We start from the raw sequence: 20,149 nt of genomic DNA on the forward strand, positions 1-20,149 counted from the left end.
ACTGACGAGGGCCGACTTCACGCTGCTCGACCCGCCGGTGCTCTCGCGCTCGGCCGTGCTCCGCGACGAGCCGCTGCGCACCGACGCGCAGCGGCAGGTCGCCGGCTGGCCTGCCGCGCGGCTGGTCCTCATCGACGAGAAGGGCCGCGCTCCGGTGGACTGGGGCACAGCCGGCCCACCGGACGGCCCCTGGGACGCCGCCACCCGGGAGTGGGCGCGGTTGCGCACGCGCCCGACGGCGGGCGAGCTGCCGCCACCCGACGCCGTGCTGCTCGGCGAGGCCGACGGCGTCGCGTACTGGGCGATGCGTTCGTCCGACGGGGCGGACGAGGGCGACTGGGCCGACCTGCGCACCGCGGGCGCGGCCCTCGACGACCTCGGTGCCGGCCTCCTCGTCGGCGCGGTGGCGGTGCTCAACTGGCACGACGCGGCGCGGTTCTGCGGGCGCGACGGGTCGCCGACGCGCCCGGGCAACGCCGGGTGGCACCGGGTCTGCGAGGCGGAGGGGCACGAGGACTACCCGCGCACCGACCCGGCGATCATCTGCCTGGTCCACGACGGCGCCGACCGCGTGCTGCTGGCCCGCCAGCCGACGTGGCCGGAGGGGCGGTACTCGGTGCTCGCCGGGTTCGTGGAGGCGGGCGAGTCGCTCGAGGCGTGCGTGCTGCGGGAGATCCACGAGGAGGTCGGGGCCGCCATCCGCGACATCCGCTACCTGGGCAGCCAGGCGTGGCCGTTCCCGCGGTCGCTGATGGTGGGGTTCCACGCCCAGGCCGACCCGGACGCCCCCCTCGTGCCCGCCGACGGCGAGATCGCCGAGGCGATGTGGGTCACCCGCGCCGAGGTCCGCCGGGCCCTGTCCGCGGGGGACTGGGGAGCCGAAGCGCAGCGAGGCGAACGTCCGCTCCTGCTCCCCGGCAGCGTGAGCATCGCGAGATCGATGCTGGAGAGCTGGGCCGCCCTCGACTGACCGTGCACACCTTGCGGCGGCCGTGCACATGTCAGGACGTGTGCAGGGTCCCCGCGGGGTATGCACGGCCGGGAAGTTGTCCACACCTTGCGCCATCCACCCGTTTGCTTCCTGCGGTTCGCCCAGGCTGGGACGCGTGGATCGCGAGGTGTTCTTCCGCCCGGAGCTGCGGGCCGCCGGCTTCACCGAGGACGAGGTCCGGCGCATGATGCGCGTCGGCGAGCTGATTCCCGTGCGCCGCGGCGCCTACGCCGCCGGCGCGCTGCCGGACAACCCGGACGCCCGCCACGCGCTGCTCGTGCACGCCGCGATGGACGGCCTGTCGCACCAGGCCGTGGTGAGCCACGTGTCGGCCGCGGTGCTGCACCGGCTCCGGGTGTGGGGCGTGCCGCTGGACCGGGTGCACGTCACGCGGAACCGCCGCAGCACCGGGGTCCGGCGCGGCAGTCGGGTCCACGTGCACTGCGCGCCGCTCGCGGTCGACGAGGTCGTTCTGGTCGACGGGGTGCCGACGACCTCCGTGCCCCGAACGGTCGCCGACATCGCGCGGACCGTCGGCTTCGAGCAGGCCGTGATCGTCACCGACGCCGCCCTGGACCGACAGCCGGTCGATCGCGCCGGTCTGCTGGCCACGCTCGAGCGGTTCCCGCGCTGGCCCGGACTCCCTGCGGCCCGGCGGGCCATCGGCTTCGCCGACGGCGGCAGTAAGAGCGTGGGCGAGTCGCGCAGCAGGGTGGCGATCGCTCGGGCCGGGCTGCCCGCACCGGTGCTGCAGTGGGTGGTGCGGCGGCGCGACGGCCGGTTCGTCGGCGAGGTCGACTTCGCATGGCCGGAGCTGCGGACGGTCGGGGAGTTCGACGGCCGAGTGAAGTACGACCAGCTGCTCCGACCCGGCGAGACCCCGGCCGACGCGCTCTACCGGGAGAAGCTGCGCGAGGACGGGCTCCGGGGCGAGGGCCTCGCCGTCGTCCGCTGGGGCTGGCCGGACCTGGCGGACTTCGCGCGGGTGGCCGAGCGCCTCCGCGAGCGTTTCGACTGGCGATGACCCACGGTGCACATCACACGGTGGCCGTGCACACGCTGGAACCTGTGCACGGCCACCGTCAGGTGTGCATGCTCAGGCGGCCAGCGTCGCCAGCTTCTCGGCCACCGCCGTGAAGGGCGGGTTGGTCATCGCTGTGCCGTCGGCGAAGCGCAGGGTCGGCACGGTCTGGTTGCCGCCGTTGACGCCCTCGACGAACTTCGCGGCCTCGGGATCCTGCTCGATGTTCACCTCGTCGTACGTGAACCCCGCCTGGTCCAGCTGGAGCTTGAGCCGGCGGCAGTAGCCGCACCACGTGGTCGAGTACATCGTCACCTGAGCCATGCACTGTTCAACGACCGGCGCCCCCCGGCTCTTCCCCGGGTGTCAGGATGGGGCAGTGAGCTCGCCAACCCTCGACGCCCCGGAAGCCGGTCTCGACGACGAGCAGCTCGCCGCCGTCACGGCGCCGCGCGGGCCGGTGTGTGTGCTGGCGGGGGCGGGCACCGGCAAGACCCGCACCATCACCCGGCGGATCGCCCACCTCGTGCGCACCGGGCACGTCGCGCCCGGTCAGGTTCTCGCGGTCACGTTCACGGCGCGAGCGGCGGGGGAGATGCGCACGCGGCTGCGCACCCTGGGCGTGGCGGGCGTGCAGGCGCGCACGTTCCACGCGGCCGCGCTGCGCCAGCTGCGCTACTTCTGGCCGCGGGTGGTCGGCGGCGACCAGTGGCAGCTCCTGGACGGGAAGCTGCGGCTCGTCGGGCAGGCGGCGGCGCGGGCGAAGGCGGGCACGGACGCCGCGTCGCTGCGCGACCTCGCGGGCGAGATCGAGTGGGCGAAGGCGAGTCTGGTCGCCCCGGACGGGTACGCGGCGGCGGTGGCCAAGCTGCGCCGCGACACCCCGGGCCCGGCGGAGCAGGTGGCGCAGGTGTACGCGGGCTACGAGGCGCTCAAGAACAACGCCGAGCTGCTCGACTTCGACGACCTCCTGCTGCACACCGCCGCCGCGCTCGAGGAGCACGCCGGGGTCGCCGAGGAGTTCCGCGATCGCTACCGCTGTTTCGTCGTCGACGAGTACCAGGACGTCACGCCCCTGCAGCAGCGGGTGCTCGACGCGTGGCTCGGTGATCGCGACGACCTCACCGTCGTCGGCGACGCCAACCAGACGATCTACACGTTCGCCGGGGCCAGCCCGCGGCACCTGCTGGAGTTCCCGAGGCGCTTCCCCGAGGCGGTGGTGGTGCGGCTGCAGCGCGACTACCGCTCCACGCCACAGGTCGTCGCGTGCGCCAACTCGCTGATCGGGGCGGCCCGGGGCCGGGTCGCGGGCACCCGCCTGCAGCTGGTCGGGCAGCTCCCGCCGGGGCCGGAGCCCGACTTCAGCGAGCACGACGACGAGCCCGCCGAGGCCGCCGCCGTCGCCGCGCAGATCAAGCGCCTTGTCGCGGACGGCACGCCGGCGAGCGAGATCGCCGTGCTGTTCCGGATCAACGCCCAGTCCGAGGTGTACGAGCAGGCCCTCACCGAGATCGGCGTGCCGTACCAGGTGCGGGGCGGCGAACGGTTCTTCTCCCGGGCCGAGGTGCGCCGCGCGATGACGGCGATCCGCACGGCGGCGGGGCGGGGGGAGACGGAGGGCGCCCCGCTCGTGGACGCCGTCCGGGCCGTCCTCGTCCCCGTCGGGCTCACGCCCGAGCCCCCCGGCGGTGCCGCCCAGCGGGCCCAGTGGGAGTCGCTGCTCGGCCTCGTCGAGCTGGCCGAGGAGCTCGTGGCGGTGGAGCCGGAGGCCGATCTGCGCCGGTTCTCCGTGGAGCTGGAGACCCGCGCGGATGCGGCGCACCCGCCCACCGTGCAGGGCGTCACGCTGGCATCGCTGCACGCCGCCAAGGGCCTGGAGTGGGACGTCGTGTTCCTCGTGGGGCTCGTGGACGGCACGCTGCCGATCCAGCACGCCGACGGCGACGACGACGCGATCGAGGAGGAGCGCAGGCTGCTCTACGTCGGCGTCACGCGCGCGCGGCGGCGAGTGCTGTTGTCCTGGGCGCTGTCCCGGCAGCCCGGCGGGCCGCGGCGCAGGCGGCGCAGCCGGTTCCTCTACGGCCTGATTCCCGACGAGCACCCCGCTTCGCGCATAGCGAACGGCCGCGGCCGGGGTGGCGCCAAGCCACGGTGCCGCGTCTGCGGCTCGCCGTTGCTCGGCACCGACGCGCTGAAGCTCCGCCGATGCGGCGACTGTCCGTCCGATGTGGACGTCGAGCTGCTCGACCGGCTACGTGGCTGGCGCAGCGGCGAGGCCAAGGAACAGCAGGTCCCGGCCTACGTGGTGTTCACCGACGCCACGCTCACCGCGATCGCGGAGCAGCGGCCGTGCGACAACGCCGCGCTCGTGCGGATCCCCGGCGTGGGGGCGCGCAAACTCGATCGCTACGGGCCCGCCGTGCTGGCGCTCGTCGCCGAGTCGGACGGCGGAGAAAGTTGATCGAAGAAGTACCCCGTAAATCAGTTGTGCGGCCCTGCGGGGGCCCTCTAGCGTAGCTCGCGACGGACCTCACCAGCCCGTCTTTCGTCACGATCCAGACCCACGAAGGGGGTGCCGAGACATGGTCACCACGACGCCGAAGAGCGCCGCGATCCACGGCACCCGTATGCCCGAGTCCGTGGTCGTGGTGTACGCGCGTGCGTGGAAGCAGCGCCCGGCGAGTGTCGTCCTCGGCGGATTCCGTACCGACAACAGCACAGGTGTGTCCGCAGTGGAGCATCGCCATAGATAGGCGAGACGCCACCGGCCGAAGTTCCAGGGCCGCGGACCCCACCAGGGATCCGCGGCCCTTTTTGTTTGTCCTACCTGATCACCGCAACTCAGGAGGTTGAAGTGCTAGTCCGATCAGTTCCGTTGGACGGCGGAACGATCAGTCCGGAACAGTCATACGGTGGCGCCTCCGCCACCGGGCTGGGGTCCCTGCTGGGCTTGCTCGATTCCCATGGGGCACCCCGCGCCGGCCTCGACCTGCCGTGTCGTTCCGGCGACGCGGACATGTGGTTCGCCGAGGCTCCCGCCGAGCTGGAGCGGGCCAAGGAGCTGTGCAGGCACTGCCCGATCCAGGCCGAGTGCCTGGAGGGCGCGCTCCGCAGGGGCGAGCCGTGGGGAGTGTGGGGCGGCGAGATCTTCGAGCGCGGGGTCGTCATCCCGCGCAAGAGGCCCCGCGGCCGCCCGAGCAAGGCCGACCTGGCCCGCGACCGGGCCTACACGGCGGCCGTGTCCGCCTGATCACCGCTCCACCTCGTGGGCTCTTCGAGAGTCCCTGACCAGCAGGAGACCGATACCGATGACCGAATTCACCACGTTCACCGCACACACCGCCCCGCGCACCGTGGTCCGTGACCGAGAGGGAATTGCGATGTTGCTCCACGAAGCACTGGCTCGATCTCGACAGCAAGAGGCCCAACGGGCCGCTCGTGAGTACACCCTGGCCCGCCAGTTCACCGCCGGCCGGAGATGGGACCTGCTCGCGGGTTTCGCCGCCCGGCGCGCCGCGCACGCGCGCGCCGGCCTGGGCAGCGCGCCGCTCGCCGCCTCCGTGTCGCGGTGAGTGACCTTCGCGGCGCCATCTGAAGCGCGCCACAGCGCCGGCGTCGCCCCGGGCCACCACCGGCCCGGGGCGACGCCCGCATCTCGTCAGTGCGTCGGGGCGGACCGGAGGCTCCGCAGCCGCCGGTGCGCCGCCATCCGCACCGACGCGTCCGCGGTGCCGTAGCCGTCGTAGGCGCCGATGCGCTGCACGAGCTGGAAGAAGATCCTGCCGCCGAGCACCTCCGTGCTGACGTGCAGGAACTCCCCGTGCTCGTCCCGGTCGTACAGCACGCCGAGCTCCCGCATCTGTGCGAGCAGGCCCGCGGGCGGGGCGAGCCGGGCGTCGAGGTCGTGGTAGTAGTTGTCCGGGATCGCCAGCAGCGGGGCGCCCGCCGTGCGCACCGCGCGGGCCGCCGCGAGCACGTCGTCGGTGGCGAACGCGACGTACTGCGGGGCGGTCACCCCCGGCGCCCACTCGCCGCGTCGCAGCAGCGCGGCCGACAGCGCGATCCGGACCCGCCCGCCGGGGTCGCGGACGGCGCGGTGGCGCACCAGCCCGAACGGTGCCGCCACCTCGGTCGCCGTCTCCGGCTGCAGCCCGAGCACGGAGCGGTAGAACAACATCGCCTCGTCGAAGTGGTCGAACGGCTGGGTCAGCCCGACGTGATCGACCATGGTGACGTGCGTGGCCGCTGCCGCATCGCCTGCGGCGGGCGCGAAGTCCGCCCGCCATCCCGCTCCGGCCTCGGTCCGGCAGAAGAAGACCGCGGTGCCGTCCGGGGCCGCGACCGCCGCGAGGTCCGCCTCGCCCGCCTCCCGGACGCGGGGGAGCACGGGCGCGCACAGCGACTCGGCGCGCCGGGCCGACGCGGGCGGGTCCGCCGACTCGATGCCCAGCGCGGTGACCGCCGCCGCTCCGGCTCGTTCGCCGGTCGCGTTCAGCAGCACCCCCGCGCCACCCTGCTCCCACAGGTCGACCGCCTTCGTGCGGTGCCGCCCGGTCCGGGCGAACCCGAGCGCCGCGAGCGCCGCACCGACCTGCGTGCCGGACACCTCGTCGACCGCGAGCTCGGTGAACGCGATCCCGGCCAGTGCCGGTGGCTCGGGAGCGGCCGGGCCCGTCGCGAGGGCCGGGGTGCGGGCGGCGACCGCCTCCGACAGGGCGAGCAGCGAACGGCGCGCGTCCACCGCGGTGCGGGCGGGGTCGGACTGCCGGAAGACGTCGTTGAATACCTCGAGCGACAGCGGCCCGCGGTAGCCGGCCGCGAGGACCGGTTCCAGGAACGCGGGCAGGTCGAACGAGCCCTGGCCGGGAAACAGGCGGTGGTGCCTGCTCCACTGCAGCACGTCCATCGACAGGTGCGGGGCGTCGGCGAGCTGCAGGAAGAACAACTTCTCACCGGGGATCCGCGCGATACCGGCCGGGTCGGAGCCGCGGGACAGGATGTGGAAGCTGTCCAGGCAGAGCCCGAGCGCCGGGTGGTCGGCGCGGGCGACGACGTCCCAGGACCGCTCGTACGTGTTGACGTGCGTGCCCCACGCCAGCGCCTCGTACGCGACGCGCAGGCCGCGGGCGCCTGCGCGTTCCGCGAGGGCGTGCAACTGCTCGGCGAGCCGGTCGACGTCCGCGACGGCGTCCGGGGCGACCGCGGAGCAGACCAGCACCGTGTCGGTGCCGAGCGCGGTCATGACGTCGAACTTGTGCTCCGCACGGCGCAGGTTCGCGGCGAACCGGGCGGGATCGGTGGAGTCCAGGTCGCGGAAGGGCTGGTAGAGGTCGATCGTGAGGCCGAGGTCGGCGCACCGCAGCCGGATCTCGCCGGGCGAGAGCGGGGACGCGACGAGGTCCGGCTCGAACACCTCGACGCCGTCGAAACCGGCCGCCGCGGCGGCGGCGAGCTTGTCCTCCAACGTGCCGGACAGGCACACGGTGGCGATGCCGGTGGGCTCAGACGTGGGCACGGTCGTCCTCCTCCGCGGTCGCGACGAGCTCGGCGAAGTGCCCGAGCATGCGATGAGCGTCCGGCTGCGCGCCGGTGAACAGCCGGAAGGCGTCGACGGCCTGGTGGACGGCCATCCGCCCGCCGTCGAGCGTCCGGCACCCGCGGCCGCGCGCCGCCTGCAGCAGCGCGGTGTCCAGTGGGCGGTAGACGATGTCGGCGACCCACATCTGCGGGCGCAGCAGATCGGGTGCCAGTGGCAGCCCGGGGTGGGCGGCCATGCCGGTCGGCGTGGCGTGGACGAGCCCGTCCGCGCCCGCGACGTGTCGGTCCAGGTCCCGGCCGGCGTCCCCGGCGACGGCCCGGCCGGTGCCGAACCGGGCGGCGAGGTTCCCGGCCAGCCGGTCGGCGCGCGCCGCGTCGACGTCGAGGACGGTGAGCCTGCCGACCCCGACGGTGAGCAGGGCGTGCGCCGCGGCCGCGCCGGCACCGCCTGCCCCGAGCAGCACGACCCGGCCGAGCCCGACGCCCGGCAGCCCGTCCTCCAGCCCGTGCCGGAAGCCCGACCAGTCGGTGTTGTGTCCCACGCTGCGGCCGCCCGCGAGCACGACCGTGTTGACGGCGCCGATCGCCGCCGCGTCCGGGGACAGCTCGTCGAGGTGCGGCATGACGAGCTGTTTGCACGGGTGGGTGATGTTGAGCCCGTGGTAGCCGGCGGCGTGAGCGGCGGCGAGCAGGTCGCCGATGGCGCCGGGCGCCACGCCCAGCAGGTCGAGGTCGAGCCGGCGGTAACGGTAGTCGAGGCCGAGTGCCCTGGCCTCGCGCTCGTGCAGCGGCGGGCTCAGCGACGGCCCGATCCCGGAGCCGACGAGGCCGACGAGGTAGCCGTTCGGGCTCGGGCGTTCGGCCGGCAGCGCGACGGAAGGCATGCGACTCCTCGCAGAAGCGAACGTACTAGCTAGTTAGTTGTACCTCCTGAGGCCGGGTGAACGGAAGGGGACCTAGAGTCGGGATCCACAGCATCGTCAGGAGGGTTCCGTGGTCGCACGAGACGCCGAGCGGCTGGACGGCGCGCCGCAGGAGCGTCAGCGCGACGCGGAGCGGACCCGGGCGGAGATCCTCGACGTCGCCACCCGGGAGTTCTCCGACCGGGGCTACGCCGGGGCCCGCGTCGACGAGATCGCCGCGAAGACGAGCACGACCAAGCGGATGATCTACTACTACTTCGGCAGCAAGGAGCAGCTCTACGTCGCCGTGCTCGAGCGCGCCTACGCGGGGATCCGCGCGTTGGAGCAGGAGCTCGACGTCGACCACCTCGAGCCGCGGGAGGCGATCCGGCGGCTCGCCGGGCTCACCTTCGACCACCACGAGGCCAACCCGGACTTCATCCGGCTCGTGAGCATCGAGAACATCCACCGCGCCGAGCACATCGCGACGTCGTCGATCCTGTCCGGGCTGGCCAACCCCGCGCTCGACGTGCTCGGCGGCATCCTCGACCGCGGCCGGGCCGCCGGCCTGTTCCGCGACGACGTCGACGCGCTCGACATCCACCTGGTCATCAGCTCGTTCTGCGTGTTCCGCACGGCGAACCGGCACACCTTCACCGCGATCTTCAACCGCGACCCGCTCGACCCGGGCAGGCGTGAGCACTACCGCAGGCTGCTGGGCGACATGGTCGTGGAGTACCTGACCGCGAGCTGAACCCGTCCGCTCCGAGGGTGTTGACAGCTGGGCCGCGACAACTCACCATCTGGTACCTAACCACGCAGTACATAACTGGTTGGTACATATCTGCTCCGCTCACCACGCTGTGCCTGCACCGGAGCGACACGCCTAGGAGCCCTTGTGACCCCTCCTCATGCCGCGGCCCCACCGGCAGCCACGCCGCGCCGAGCCGCCCTCGCCGCCTGGATCGGCAGCGCCCTCGAGTACTACGACTTCTTCATCTACGGCACCGCTGCAGCGCTCGTGTTCGGCCGCGTCTTCTTCCCCGAGAGCTCGCCGGCGACCGGGACGCTGCTCGCGCTGGCGACGTTCGGCGTCGGCTACGTGGCGCGACCGCTCGGGGCGGTGTTCCTCGGCCACGTCGGCGACCGCCTGGGCCGCAAGAAGGTGCTGGTGTCCACCTTGCTGCTGATGGGTGTGTCGACGTTCCTCGTCGGCTGCCTCCCGACGTACGAGCAGGTCGGCACGCTCGCACCGGTGCTGCTCGTCGTGCTGCGGCTGCTGCAGGGCCTGTCCGCGGCCGGTGAGCAGGCCGGTGCCAACTCGATGAGCCTCGAGCACGCGCCCGCCCATCGGCGCGCCTACTTCACCAGCTTCACCCTGAGCGGCACCCAGGCCGGTCAGATCCTCGCGACGGCCGTCTTCCTGCCGGTCGCGCTGCTGCCCGAGGACGCCCTGCTGACGTGGGGCTGGCGGGTGCCCTTCTGGCTGAGCGCGGCCGTCGTCGTGGTCGGGTTCGTCATCCGCCGCACGCTCGACGAGACCCCGGTCTTCGCCGACGAGGCCGCCCGGGACGACGTCGCGAAGCTGCCGATCGTGGTGCTGTTCCGCGACCACTGGGCCGACGTGCTGCGCGTCGTCGCCGCCGCCGTCATCGCGTCCGTCAGCACGATCTTCAGCGTCTGGGCCCTGTCGTTCGGGGTGAACACCGTCGGGCTCGACAACGCGCTGATGCTGTGGGTCGGGATCATCGCCAACGTCGTCGCGCTCGGCGCGATCCCGCTGCTGGCCGGCCTCGCCGACCGCGTCGGCCGCAAGCCGGTCTTCATCGCCGGTGCACTGGGCAGCGGCGTCCTGACCGCGGTGTACCTCTGGGCGATCGCGCAGGGCAGCTACCCGCTGATCTTCCTGATCGGCATCCTGCTGGCCGGGGTGGTCTACAGCGGTGCCAACGGCGTGTGGCCCGCGTTCTACGGGGAGATGTTCTCCACCCGCGTCCGGCTGTCCGGGATGGCGATCGGCACCCAGGTCGGGTTCGCCATCGGCGGCTTCGCCCCGACCATCGCGACCGCGCTCGCCGGCGGCCGGGTCGAGGGATGGCTGCCGGTCGCGCTGTTCACCGGGGCCCTCTGCGTCGTCTCCGCCCTCGCGGCGGCGACCGCGCGGGAGACCTACCGCGTGCCGATGCACGAGCTGGGCGCCAAGCCCACCGCGGGCGCACCCGCCACCGCGACCGTCTGACGGCCGACGGCGCGGCGGCCGGTCAGGCGTGCCGCCCCGCCGACTCGTCCTCCGCGTCGAAGATCCACGGCTGCCAGCGGCGGACGATCCCGCGCAGCGGCACGTCGGCGTCGAGCTGGCAGAGCACGCCGAGCGTGCCCATCGTGACCCGGTGCACGAGCAGGTACTGCGGTGGCAGGTTGAGCTCGCGACCGGTGTTGAACTCCGGACGGCGCAGGTCGCCCACCCGCTCGGCCTGGCTCTGCAGCCACCGCCGGTTGAACCGGAACCAGTCGGTGCGCAGCGGCTCGGTGAACGGGGCGAGATAGTCGACCACCTCGTCGGCGCGCAGCCGCGATCCCGGCCGGACGAACCCCTCGTCGTGCAGGAGCGCGAGCAGGTCGGCCGGCCGGTTCTCCAGCGCGAGGCGGACCATCACCGACAGCGGCCGGGGGAGCCCCTCGGGCAGCCGCGCCACGGCGCCGTAGTCGAGCACCATGAGCCTGCCGTCGTCGAGCACCTGGAAGTTGCCGGGATGCGGATCGGAGTGCAGGAGCCCCACGCGTGCCGGGGCCGAGTAGTGGAACTCCGCGAGCAGCGCGGCGGCCCGGTTGCGGTCGGCCTGGACGCCGCTGTGGATCACGTCGGACAGCTTGCGGCCGGTGACCCACTCGGTGACCATCGCGCGCGGCGCGGACGCCACGACCTTGGGCACCCTGATCTTGTCGTCGCCGTCGTAGGCCGCGGCGAACGCCCGCTGGTGCTCCGCCTCGTCGCGATAGTCCAGCTCCTCCTCCATCCGCTCCCGCAGCTCGGCGATCAGCGGCTTGATCTCCAGGCCGGGCACGAGCGGCTGCATGATCCGGCTCATCCGGGAGAGCTGGCGCAGGTCCGACCGCAGCGCCTCCTCGGCACCCGGGTACTGCACCTTGACGGCGACGTCGCGGCCGTCGCGCCAGACGGCGCGGTGCACCTGCCCGATACTGGCCGCGGCCGCAGGGGTCTCGTCGAACTCGCGGAACCGCTCCCGCCAGCCGCGGCCGAACTGCTCGGCGAGCATGCGGTGGACGTCGCGAGTGGGCATCGGCGGTGCCGCCGACTGCAGCTTGACCAGCGACTCGCGGAACGGGGCGGCGAACTCGTCGGGGACCGCCGCCTCGAACACGCTGAGCGCCTGCCCGAACTTCATGGCGCCGCCCTTGAGCTCGCCGAGCACGGCGAACAGCTGCTCGGCGCTCTTGGCCATCAGCTGGGCGGAGATCTCCTCGCCGTCGCCGCCGACCAGCCGCCTGCCCCAGCCGGCAGCGGCGCGGCCCGCCACGCCCAGTGGCAGGCTGGCGAGCTTGGCGGTGCGGGCCGCGGTGCGCCGGGGGATGTCGGTCACGACCCGGTCCCACCGACCGTCGTAAGCGCGTTCACACCTCGATTGTGGCCCGATCCCTCCCTTGCGCGCATGTCGCTTGGCCGTGTCGCGGCCCACCGTGCGTGGCGGCCCCGCAGCGGCAGTCGGCGCGCGGCGTTCACAGACGACGGATCACGGTGCCGGCGGTGGGGTCGATCTCCAGCGTGGCGTCGAGTGTGGGCGGGACACCCCCGCCGGTCGTGGTGCCGTCGAGCGCGGCGACGGCCTGGGCGGTGGCGAGCGCGACGGTGGCGGAGACGCAGGCCGGGTCGGCGCTGCCCCTGCGCCCGGCCAGCTGCGCGGCGACCGTCGGCCGGCTCGGGTCGCGGGCGCAGCGGTGCAGCTCGAGACACCCCAGGCAGGCTGTGCGGCCCGGGAGGACGAGCGGCCCGACGACACCGACCCCGTCGCGCAGGGCGGCGGGCAGGTGCGCGGTGGCGGCGGTGTGCAGCTGCGCGACCTGCACCGGGTCGGGCGCGAGGGCGTCGGCGAGCACGACGAGGTCGGGCACCACCCGCAGCGGCGGGGCCGTGGTGCTCCTCCCCGGGCACAGGGCGCGCAGGGCGCCCGCCGTGGCGGCCAACCGGTCGCGGCCGCGGTCGGCGTCGACGTAGCCGGTGCCGATGTCGGCCGCGAGCACCGTGCCGGAGGTGTGGGTGTGGACCGTGCCGACCCCGCTGCGCGCGAGACCGAGCACGATCCCGACGGCCAGCGGACCGTCCCCGGCGACGACCACCGTGCTCGCGGCCCGCCTGCCCGCCCTGCGGTCGAGATCGCCGGCGTCGACGAGCACACCGGCGTGCACGAGCTCCGCGAGCAGGGCCTCGGCCGCACCGGCGTCGGCGCCGCGCCGCACTGCCCGCTGGACGAGGGCGGACCGCTCGACCGCACCGTCGAGCTCGTCGAGCATCTCCGCGAGCGCCTCCGGCAGGTCGTCGACGGCGACGGAGGCGCCGGGATGCAGCCCGAACAGCCGGGAACCGGGGCCGAGGCGCAGCACCGAACGGTGCGGTGGCAGGCGGAGGACCGCGGGTGGACGCGATGTGGTCGGCATCGCCCGATGATGCGTCGGCTGCCGGCGCCGCGCGCCCGTCCGTCCACAGGCACCGGTCGGCTTGTGGACAACCGGGGGCCGTCGCGAGGTCGTGGCCTAGGCTGGCGCGATGGCGCAGCCCGCGGTCGTGGAGGTCCGGCGCAGTGACCGCCGCCGGCGCATGGTCAGTGCCCGGCGCGAAGGCGACACCGTGATCGTGTTCATCCCGGGGTGGATGAGCGAGTCGGAGGAACGCCGCTGGGTCGACGAGATGGTGCGCAGGCTGGAACGCAGCGAAGCGCGCCGCCGATCACCGGGGCGCAAGAGCGACGACGAGCTGCGCCGCCGCAGCATGGAGCTTTCGCGCCGCTACCTCGAGGGCCGGGCCGTCCCCAGCACGGTGCGGTGGGTGCGGCCGATGCGCACGCGCTGGGCGTCGTGCACCCCGGCGGACGGCACGATCCGGATCAGCGAGCGGCTGCGGGACGCGCCCGGCTGGGTGGTCGACTACGTCCTGGTGCACGAGCTCACCCACCTGCTCGAACCGGGACACGACGCCCCTTTCTGGGCCTGGGTGCACCGGTACCCGCGCACCGAGCGGGCGATGGGGTACCTCGAGGGCCTGTCCGCGGCGGCCGGTCTCGGGCTGGTCGGCACCGACGGCGACGACGTGGACCACGACCCCACCACCGAGGAGGACCCGGCGGGCGAGGCTGCCGCGGGGTGAAGGCGGGCCGGTGACCACGGGCGGAAGGCGGCGTGCGAGTTGTCGGTTGCCTTCGGCCCGTGATCGCCGCTCATCCCGCGGTTCGGCGGACGTTCGGGGCCCGAACGAGCGCGCGGCACTCCGCGATCAAGGCGTATCGGTCGCAGGTGTATCGGTCCAGAGGGACGGCTGCGCCTTGATCGCTGGGTTCGGGGCCGTCGTCGGTGGGGCCGGCACCAGCTGCGGGGATCACGGGCAGAGGGCGGTCGGCTCGCTGTCGGAAGGGACCGTCCGCCCGTGATCGCGGCGTGTGGACGCCGCTCACCCCGGCCTTGGGCGCGGTCCCCCCGCGATCAAGGCGCAACGGTCACTGGTGTATCGGTCCAGAGCGACGTCTGCGCCTTGATCGCCGGGGATCGGGACCGCCCACGGACGATCCCGGCCCCGCGAGCCTCGCGTCAGGCAGTGGGCGCAGGCCCGTCCTTGTCCGGCCCGTCCTTGTCCGGCCCGGCCTCCGGGTCCTCGGCAGCGGGCCGGTCGGACAGCTTCTCCAACTCGGCGATCGGGTCGCCGATCTCCGAACGCCCGACGAACGCGCCGGGGTCGTCGAGGTCGTCGGCCGACGGGATGAGGTCGGGGTGGGCCCACAGGGCGTCACGTCCGTCGATCCCGCGCTGCTCGCCGAGAAGGCGCCAGAGCTCGGAGGCGGCCCGGAGCCTGCGCGGCCGCAGTTCGAGCCCGACGACTGTGGCGAACGCCTGCTCGGCGGGCCCGCCGGCGGCGCGGCGGCGGCGCAGCGTCTCGCGGAGTGCGTCGGCGCCGGGCAGCCGCTCGCCGACCGCGTCGGCGACGACGGCGTCGACCCAGCCCTCGATGAGGGCGAGCAGCGTCTCCAGGCGGGCGAGCGCGGCCTTCTGCTCGGGCGTGGTCTCCGGCTCGAACATGCCGGACTGCATCGCCTCCTCGATCGCACCCGGGTTGGACGGGTCGATGCCGCGGGCGAGCTCCTCGATCCGGGAGGTGTCGACGCGGATGCCGCGCGCGTACTCCTCCACGGTGCCGAGGAGTCGCTCCTTGAGCCATCCCACGTGCGTGAAGAGCCGGTGGTGGGCGGCCTCGCGGGCGGCGAGGAAGATCATGACCTCGCTGGCGGGCCGGTCGAGGTCCTTGGTGAACTTCTCGACGTTCTCCGGCAGCAGCGCGGCGACCCGGTCGGGGCCGACGGGGACACCGATGTCGGTGGAGGTGAGGACCTCGGCGGCGAGCTGGGCCAGCCCGTTGCCGAGCTGGCTGCCGAACGCCAGGCCGCCCATCTGGCCGAGCATCGCCAGCATCGGGCCCGCCGCGGAGCGCACCTCCTCCGGCATGGCCTCCACCCACGCGCCGGAGACCCGCTGCGCGACCGGATCGCACAGCCGCTTCCAGGTGGGCATGCTGGCGTCGACCCACTCCGATGCCGACCAGGCCTTCGTCTCGGTGGCGCCGGAGGGGAAATCGGTGGCGGCGTCGAGCCAGAGTTCCGCGAGCTTCACCGCGTCGCTCACGGCGGCGCGCTGCGCCCCCGTGAGCGAGGACGTGGTGGCCGCGAGGCGCTGGCGGGCGAGCTGCGCCGCGAGGTCGTAGTTGACCGGGCCGTCACCGCTGTTCTGGGCCTGGCTGAGCATCTGGCCGAGCTGGGTGAGCATCTGGCCGAGCTGGCTGACGTCGAACCCGCCCGCGCCGCCCGGCATCCCCGGCATCCCCGGCATCCCGGGCATCCCCGGCATTCCGGGGAAGCCGCCGCCCGGCATCCCCGGGAGGTTGCCGAAGCCGAACGGGTCCTGGGGCCCGTCACCCGAGCCGCGCTCGGGATCCCGGTCCTTGTCCGGGTCGCGGTCGCGGTCTGCGGGCCCGAAGCCGAACGGGGGCTTGTCACTCATGGTTCCACGGTACGCGGGACGGGCCGTGGCAGCTGTTCGCGCTCGGCTGCAAAAGCGCGCCGGACAGCGGGCGCCGGGGACGCCCGCGGCGTCGCCCTCCCCACCGTACGAGGAGCCAACCGCGCGTCCCCATAGGCTCTGCCGCGTGACTCGCCGGACCTGGACCGTGGTCGCCGCAGGCCTGCTCGCGTTCGCGCTGGGCGTGCTCGGCGCGACGCTGCCGGTTCCGCTGGTGGCGCTCGGCCCGGGTCCCACCTACAACACGCTCGGCGAGGTGGACGGCACCGCGGTGGTCGACGTGGACGGCCTGCCCGTCTACCCGGCGTCCGGGCACCTCAACATGACGACGGTGTCGGTGATCGACCGGCTCACGCTGTTCTCGGTGCTGGGTTTCTGGGCGTCGGAGAACGGGCGAGTCATCCCGCGCGAGGCGGTGTTCCCATCGGGCATGTCGCAGCAGGAGATCCAGCAGCAGAACACCGCGCAGTTCGTGTCCTCGGAGGCCAACGCCGAGTCCGCGGCGCTGGCCGAGCTGGGCATCCCGGCCACGGTCATCGTCACGGAGCTGGTGCCGGGCACCCCGGTGGCCGAGATCCTGCAGCCCGGGGACGAGCTGCTCGCGGTGGCCGGGCAGCCGGTCGACTCGGTGGCGGCCGTCACGGCGGCCCTGGCCGACACCGCGGCGGGCGAGACCGTCGGCGTCACCTACCGGCGCGAGGGGCAGGAGCACGAGGCGCGGGTCGAGCTCGCGGCGAGCCCGGACCGCCGGCACGGCCTGCTGGGGATCATCCCCGGCGGTATCGCCCGTGGCGGCGACATCACCATCAGCCTCGGTGGCATCGGCGGGCCGTCGGCCGGACTGATCTTCGCGCTGTCGGTCGTGGACAAGTTGACGCCGGGCGACCTCACGGACGGGCGGTTCATCGCGGGGACCGGGACGATCGGGCCCACGGGCGTCGTCGGCAAGATCGACGGTGTGCCGTTCAAGATGCATGCGGCGCGGGAAGCGGGGGCCACGGTCTTCCTCGTACCGGCTGAGAACTGCGCCGAGGCGGTCGCGACGGCCCCGGACGGGCTCCAGCTCGTCCGGGTGGAGACGCTCCACGACGCCATCGCCGCTCTCGAGGCGCTGAGCAGGGGAACGCCCGCGCCGTCCTGCTGAGGCACCCCCGGTCAAACCGGGCGAGCCGGACATTCGACGTCCCAACGGGAACTCCACACGCCGTCCGTACAGTTGGATGAGCAGGGCGCGCCGTCGGGCCGGCTGCCACCCGCGATCAGGGGTCGCCGCCGCACCGGGCCGATGGGCGCCTCGTGCCTGACCCGCGAATTCCTGGAGCGTGCTCTGTGGCCATGCGGCCCCCGGTGGGAGCCCCCACGCTGACCCGCCGTACCCGGATCCTGCTCGTCGTGGCAGGACTCCTGGTGCTGCTGCTGCTCGGCGGCTCCCGGTTGATCAATTTCTACGTCGACTGGCTCTGGTTCGGCGAGGTCGATTTCCGCAACGTGCTCACCACGGTGCTGTTCACCCGGATCGTGCAGTTCCTGGTGGGTGCGCTGCTGATGGGTGGGCTCGTCGCGCTGTCGTTGTGGATCGCCTACCGGTCGCGGCCGGTGTTCGTGCCGGTCTCCGGCCCGGAAGACCCGATCGCCCGCTACCGCACGCTGATCATCCAGCGACTGCGGCTGTTCGCGATCGGCGTCCCGGTGGCGATCGGGGTCATCTCGGGCCTCGCCGTGCAGGGTGACTGGCAGACCGTCCAGATGTTCCTGAACTCCACGCCGTTCGGCGTGACCGACCCGGAGTTCGGGATCGACGTCAGCTTCTACGCGTTCCAGCTGCCGTTCTACCGGTACGTGCTGGACTGGCTGTTCATCGCGGTCGCGGTCAGCTTCATCGTCGCGCTGATCACCCACTACATCTTCGGCGGCATCCGGCTCACCGGCCGGGCCGGGCAGGTGTCCACCGCCGCCCGCGCCCAGCTGGCCGTCCTCGCCGGAGTGTTCGTTCTGCTCAAGGCGGTGGCCTACTACCTCGATCGGTACGAGCTGCTCTACAGCAGCCGCAGCGACCTCTTCACCGGGGCCACCTACACCGACCTCAACGCGGTGATGCCGGCCAAGCTGATCCTGCTGTTCATCTCGGTCATCTGCGCCGCGGCGTTCTTCGCCGCGGTGTTCCGGCGCAACCTGCAGCTGCCCGCCATCGCGACGGTGCTGCTCGTCCTGTCCAGCGTGCTGGTCGGGGCGGCGTGGCCCGCGGTGCTGCAGCAGTTCATCGTGGCCCCCAACGCCGATGCGCGCGAGGCGCTGTCCATCGAGCGCAACATCGCCGCCACGCGGCAGGCGTTCGGGCTCACCGACGACAAGGTCGAGGAGATCCCCTACGGCGGCGCCGCGAACGAGGTGTCACCGGTCGAGGTCGCCAACGACTCGGCCACCGTGCCGAACATCCGGCTGCTCGACCCGGCCAAGGTCTCCGACACGTTCACCCAGCTCCAGCAGCGGCGCACCTTCTACGGGTTCCAGGACCCGCTCGACATCGACCGCTACACAGTCGAGGGCGAGACCCAGGACTACGTCGTCGCCCTCCGGGAGCTGAACAGCGCCGGCCTGACCGGCAACCAGACCGACTGGATCAACCGGCACCTGGTCTACACCCACGGCAACGGGATCGTGCTGGCCCCGGCCAACCAGGTGGACGAGGTTCTGGACGAGAACGCGGGCGAGGGCGGGCTCCCGGAGTTCACCTCGATCGACACCTCGAACGCCGACGCCCAGAACGCCCTGGGCCTGCAGGTGGACGAGCCACGGATCTACTACGGCGAGCTGATCGACCAGTACTCGATCGTCGGCGCCGAGGAGGGGGGGACCCCTCGGGAGTACGACTCCGACGTCCAGAGCTACACCTACGAGGGCCAGGGCGGCGTGTCGCTCGGCAACATCGTGAACCGGGCGGTGTTCGCGCTGCACTACGCCGAGCGCAACATCCTGTTCAACAACTCGATCAACGACAACTCGAAGATCATGTACGTGCGCGACCCGCGCGACCGGGTCGAGGCGGTGGCGCCGTGGCTCACCCCGGACACCGATCCGTACCCGGCGGTCATCGACGGGCGGATCCAGTGGATCGTCGACGGCTACACCACGCTCGAGAACTACCCGTACGCCGAGAGTGTCGCGCTCGGCGACGCCACGGCCGACGCGCTCCAGCCGCTGCAGCGGCCGCAGCTCGACAAAGAGGTCAGCTACCTCCGCAACTCGGTGAAGGCCACGGTCGACGCCTACGACGGCACGGTCACCCTGTACGCGTTCGACGAGTCCGACCCGGTGCTGCGGACCTGGACGAAGGCCTTCCCCGACACGGTGGAGCCGGCCTCGGCCATCAGCCCGGAGCTGCGCGAGCACTTCCGGTACCCGGAGGACCAGTTCAAGGTCCAGCGTGAGCTGCTCACCGAGTACCACGTGGACAACCCGATCGAGTTCTACGGGAACGTGTCCTTCTGGGACGTGCCGTCCGACCCCACGGTCCAGGGGGGCGGTGGCACCGCGGCGGCGCCGCAGCCCCCGTACTACGTCCTCGCCGGCCTGCCGACGGGCGAGGGGCAGACGGCCACGCCGGTGTTCCAGCTCACGAGCGCGCTGGTGTTCCGGGATCGCGACATCATGTCCGCGTACATGACCGTGAGCTCGGAGCCGGAGACCTACGGACAGATCAAGGTGCTGAGCCTACCGGCGGAGCCGCAGACCCTCGGTCCACAGCAGGTGCAGACCAGGTTCGTCGGTACGCCTGAGGTCAGTGCGAACCTGGGCCTGTTGTCGCGGGGCGGGCAGAGCACGATCGACTACGGCAACCTGTTGACGTTGCCGGTGGGCGGCGGGCTCCTGTTCGTCGAGCCGGTCTACATCGAGCGGGCCAACCAGGAGTCGAGCTACCCGCAGCTCGCCCGCGTGCTGGTGTTCTACAACGGCCGGGTCGGCTACAGCCCCAGCGTCGCCGAGGCGCTGGAGCAGGTGTTCGGTGCCGGAGCGGGTGCGGCGGCCACGGACACGTCCGGTGACGCCCCGGACACCGGTGCCCCGGCGCCGGATGCGGGCACGGGCGCGGGCACTCCCAGCCCTGACCTCGCGGCTGCGGCCGCCGAGATCGACGCGGCGCTGGGGCAGGTCCGCTCCGCCCAGCAGTCGGGTGACCTGGGTTCGCTGGGAGAGGCATTGGAGGCACTCGACACGGCCGTGCAGCGCTTCCAGCAGGCCAACGGGCAGGCGCCTGCTCCCACGCCCGTCCCGGCACCCGGAGGCTGATCCACGAGAGCGGTCCGCTGCCCCGTCGACCTGGTGTCGGCGGGGCAGCGGTCGTCGGTGCCACGGGTCGGCGACCCCCCGGCTTCAGGCGGCCAACGGGCAGGTGTACTGTTG

At 73.1% G+C, this 20,149-nt stretch carries 16 protein-coding genes; 10 read left to right on the top strand and 6 right to left on the bottom strand.

What is annotated here, in order from left to right; genetic code table 11:
* Window position 1: 1 nt before the first annotated feature.
* Together nudC and KME75_RS03070 are read left to right on the top strand one after the other, a co-directional pair.
* A complete protein-coding gene (gene nudC, locus KME75_RS03065; protein WP_219412994.1) occupies window positions 2–970 on the top strand; it encodes an NAD(+) diphosphatase in 969 nt (322 codons plus the stop codon).
* A 136-nt stretch (window positions 971–1,106) separates the two neighbouring features.
* Complete coding sequence (locus KME75_RS03070) at window positions 1,107–2,015, top strand: hypothetical protein (RefSeq protein ID WP_219412967.1); 909 nt, start codon at window positions 1,107–1,109, stop codon at window positions 2,013–2,015.
* Window positions 2,016–2,087: 72 nt separating this feature from the next.
* Here the strand turns inward: KME75_RS03070 and KME75_RS03075 are convergent, their stop codons facing one another.
* On the bottom strand, window positions 2,088–2,336 hold the full coding sequence (locus KME75_RS03075) for a mycoredoxin (protein WP_219412968.1): 249 nt from the start codon (window positions 2,334–2,336) through the stop codon (window positions 2,088–2,090).
* Here KME75_RS03075 and KME75_RS03080 point away from each other — a divergent pair.
* The 3 genes from KME75_RS03080 (at window position 2,335) to KME75_RS03090 (ending at window position 5,584) form a co-directional block, all read left to right on the top strand.
* A complete protein-coding gene (locus tag KME75_RS03080) occupies window positions 2,335–4,473 on the top strand; it encodes an ATP-dependent DNA helicase UvrD2 (RefSeq protein WP_219412969.1) in 2,139 nt (712 codons plus the stop codon). The genes KME75_RS03075 and KME75_RS03080 overlap by 2 nt on opposite strands.
* 393 nt (window positions 4,474–4,866) lie before the next feature.
* Window positions 4,867–5,262, top strand: coding sequence for a WhiB family transcriptional regulator (locus tag KME75_RS03085; RefSeq protein WP_219412970.1), 396 nt, complete (start codon window positions 4,867–4,869; stop codon window positions 5,260–5,262).
* Window positions 5,263–5,320: 58 nt separating this feature from the next.
* Window positions 5,321–5,584 (top strand): hypothetical protein, encoded by a 264-nt coding sequence (locus KME75_RS03090; protein ID WP_219412971.1) that lies wholly within the window; start codon window positions 5,321–5,323, stop codon window positions 5,582–5,584.
* A gap of 86 nt (window positions 5,585–5,670) precedes the next feature.
* On the opposite strand, the gene KME75_RS03095 is transcribed toward KME75_RS03090, so the two are convergent.
* Entirely contained in the window at window positions 5,671–7,527 is a 1,857-nt protein-coding gene (locus KME75_RS03095) for a sugar phosphate isomerase/epimerase and 4-hydroxyphenylpyruvate domain-containing protein (RefSeq protein WP_308282518.1), read from the bottom strand.
* Window positions 7,514–8,434, bottom strand: a complete 921-nt coding sequence (locus KME75_RS03100; protein WP_219412972.1) for a shikimate dehydrogenase — start codon at window positions 8,432–8,434, stop codon at window positions 7,514–7,516. The genes KME75_RS03095 and KME75_RS03100 overlap by 14 nt, the downstream gene beginning before the upstream one ends.
* 109 nt (window positions 8,435–8,543) lie before the next feature.
* Between KME75_RS03100 and KME75_RS03105 the strand changes: the two genes are divergently transcribed.
* A complete protein-coding gene (locus KME75_RS03105; RefSeq protein ID WP_308282519.1) occupies window positions 8,544–9,206 on the top strand; it encodes a TetR/AcrR family transcriptional regulator in 663 nt (220 codons plus the stop codon).
* Between the two features lie 144 nt (window positions 9,207–9,350).
* Window positions 9,351–10,691, top strand: coding sequence for an MFS transporter (locus KME75_RS03110; RefSeq protein WP_219412973.1), 1,341 nt, complete (start codon window positions 9,351–9,353; stop codon window positions 10,689–10,691).
* A 22-nt stretch (window positions 10,692–10,713) separates the two neighbouring features.
* Here the strand turns inward: KME75_RS03110 and KME75_RS03115 are convergent, their stop codons facing one another.
* Both KME75_RS03115 and KME75_RS03120 read right to left on the bottom strand, forming a co-directional pair.
* Window positions 10,714–12,054, bottom strand: a complete 1,341-nt coding sequence (locus KME75_RS03115; RefSeq protein WP_219412974.1) for an ABC1 kinase family protein — start codon at window positions 12,052–12,054, stop codon at window positions 10,714–10,716.
* A 136-nt stretch (window positions 12,055–12,190) separates the two neighbouring features.
* Window positions 12,191–13,126 (bottom strand): ThiF family adenylyltransferase, encoded by a 936-nt coding sequence (locus KME75_RS03120; protein WP_219412975.1) that lies wholly within the window; start codon window positions 13,124–13,126, stop codon window positions 12,191–12,193.
* Window positions 13,127–13,235: 109 nt separating this feature from the next.
* On the opposite strand from KME75_RS03120, the gene KME75_RS03125 reads away from it, so the two are divergent.
* Entirely contained in the window at window positions 13,236–13,832 is a 597-nt protein-coding gene (locus KME75_RS03125; RefSeq protein ID WP_219412976.1) for a M48 metallopeptidase family protein, read from the top strand.
* A 437-nt stretch (window positions 13,833–14,269) separates the two neighbouring features.
* Here the strand turns inward: KME75_RS03125 and KME75_RS03130 are convergent, their stop codons facing one another.
* The gene (locus KME75_RS03130) at window positions 14,270–15,730 is read right to left on the bottom strand and encodes a zinc-dependent metalloprotease (RefSeq protein ID WP_219412977.1); all 1,461 of its coding nucleotides are present in this window, start codon (window positions 15,728–15,730) and stop codon (window positions 14,270–14,272) included.
* Between the two features lie 145 nt (window positions 15,731–15,875).
* Here KME75_RS03130 and KME75_RS03135 point away from each other — a divergent pair, with 145 nt between their 5' ends.
* Entirely contained in the window at window positions 15,876–16,892 is a 1,017-nt protein-coding gene (locus KME75_RS03135; RefSeq protein WP_308282520.1) for a YlbL family protein, read from the top strand.
* 191 nt (window positions 16,893–17,083) lie between these two features.
* Window positions 17,084–20,035: a UPF0182 family protein gene (locus tag KME75_RS03140; RefSeq protein WP_219412978.1), complete on the top strand. Its 2,952-nt coding sequence runs from the start codon at window positions 17,084–17,086 to the stop codon at window positions 20,033–20,035.
* Window positions 20,036–20,149: the final 114 nt, after the last annotated feature.

This window comes from Pseudonocardia nigra, from assembly GCF_019396355.1.
Taxonomy (GTDB): Bacteria; Actinomycetota; Actinomycetes; order Mycobacteriales; family Pseudonocardiaceae; genus Pseudonocardia; species Pseudonocardia nigra.

Bases quoted from the DNA above. Each gene is read 5' to 3' on its own strand.
- KME75_RS03080 (WP_219412969.1), top strand. From the start codon at position 2,335: ATGCACTGTTCAACGACCGGCGCCCCCCGGCTCTTCCCCGGGTGTCAG.
- KME75_RS03075 (WP_219412968.1), bottom strand. From the start codon at position 2,336: ATGGCTCAGGTGACGATGTACTCGACCACGTGGTGCGGCTACTGCCGC.
- KME75_RS03090 (WP_219412971.1), top strand. From the start codon at position 5,321: ATGACCGAATTCACCACGTTCACCGCACACACCGCCCCGCGCACCGTG.
- KME75_RS03100 (WP_219412972.1), bottom strand. From the start codon at position 8,434: ATGCCTTCCGTCGCGCTGCCGGCCGAACGCCCGAGCCCGAACGGCTAC.
- KME75_RS03120 (WP_219412975.1), bottom strand. From the start codon at position 13,126: ATGCCGACCACATCGCGTCCACCCGCGGTCCTCCGCCTGCCACCGCAC.
- KME75_RS03125 (WP_219412976.1), top strand. From the start codon at position 13,236: ATGGCGCAGCCCGCGGTCGTGGAGGTCCGGCGCAGTGACCGCCGCCGG.
- KME75_RS03130 (WP_219412977.1), bottom strand. From the start codon at position 15,730: ATGAGTGACAAGCCCCCGTTCGGCTTCGGGCCCGCAGACCGCGACCGC.
- KME75_RS03140 (WP_219412978.1), top strand. From the start codon at position 17,084: ATGCGGCCCCCGGTGGGAGCCCCCACGCTGACCCGCCGTACCCGGATC.